At 49.2% G+C, this 838-nt stretch carries 1 protein-coding gene; it reads right to left on the reverse strand.

The features are described from left to right. Nucleotides 1-838 (reverse strand): ABC transporter transmembrane domain-containing protein (locus A3735_RS07855; RefSeq protein WP_156499515.1); only part of this gene is annotated, 838 nt, incomplete at both ends.

Consider the following 838-nt stretch of genomic DNA (forward strand, 5'->3'; position numbering starts at 1 on the left):
TGGGTCTGCCAAGGCGATATTGTCTTTGACTGAACGGTTAAATAGAACGTTTTCTTGAAGCACCACGCCTATCTGTCTGCGTAGCCATGCCGGGTCAACCTGTGCGACATCGACACCATCAACCAGCACTCTGCCTGACTCGGGCACATATAGCCTTTGCACGAGTTTGGTTAAGGTACTTTTGCCTGAACCTGAGCGACCAACAATGCCTATCACTTCTCCGGGCGAAACTTCCAAGCTTAAATCTTTGAGTATTTCAGGTCGATCTGGCTGATAGCGGAAGGTAATATGTTCTAGTGACACCTTGCCTTTCAAGTCAGGCAGCGTTGTTCTGTTTGGGTTATGACCAGGTTCTGCCGGCGTATTAAGAATATCCCCCAAGCGCTCTAATGAAATGCCTGCTTGCTGGAAGTCTTGCCAGAGTTGAACGAGCCTCAGAATCGGTGCACTGACTCGGCCTGCGAGCATATTGAATGCGATCAACTGCCCGACACTCAAGGAGCCTGCAATCACCAGTGTTGCACCCACCCAAAGGATTAATACTGTAACTGCCTTGTTAATAAAGCCCGCCGTTTGGCTGGCGATATTGCCTAAGTTCATCGCCTTGAAAGAGGACGACACATAAGCAGCTAGTTGCTCTTCCCATCGACGTTGCATTTGTGGCTCAACTGCCATGGACTTGAGTGTTTCAACACCTGAAATGGACTCGACCAAGAAAGCCTGGTTCTCTGCTCCGTGTTTGAACTTTTCGTTTAGGCGGTTTCTAAGAACTGGCGTGATTGTCGCCGATAGAATCACATAGAGGGGAATCGAACCTAACACTATCCATGTGAGGGGC

Source organism: Oleiphilus sp. HI0061 (genome assembly GCF_001635675.1).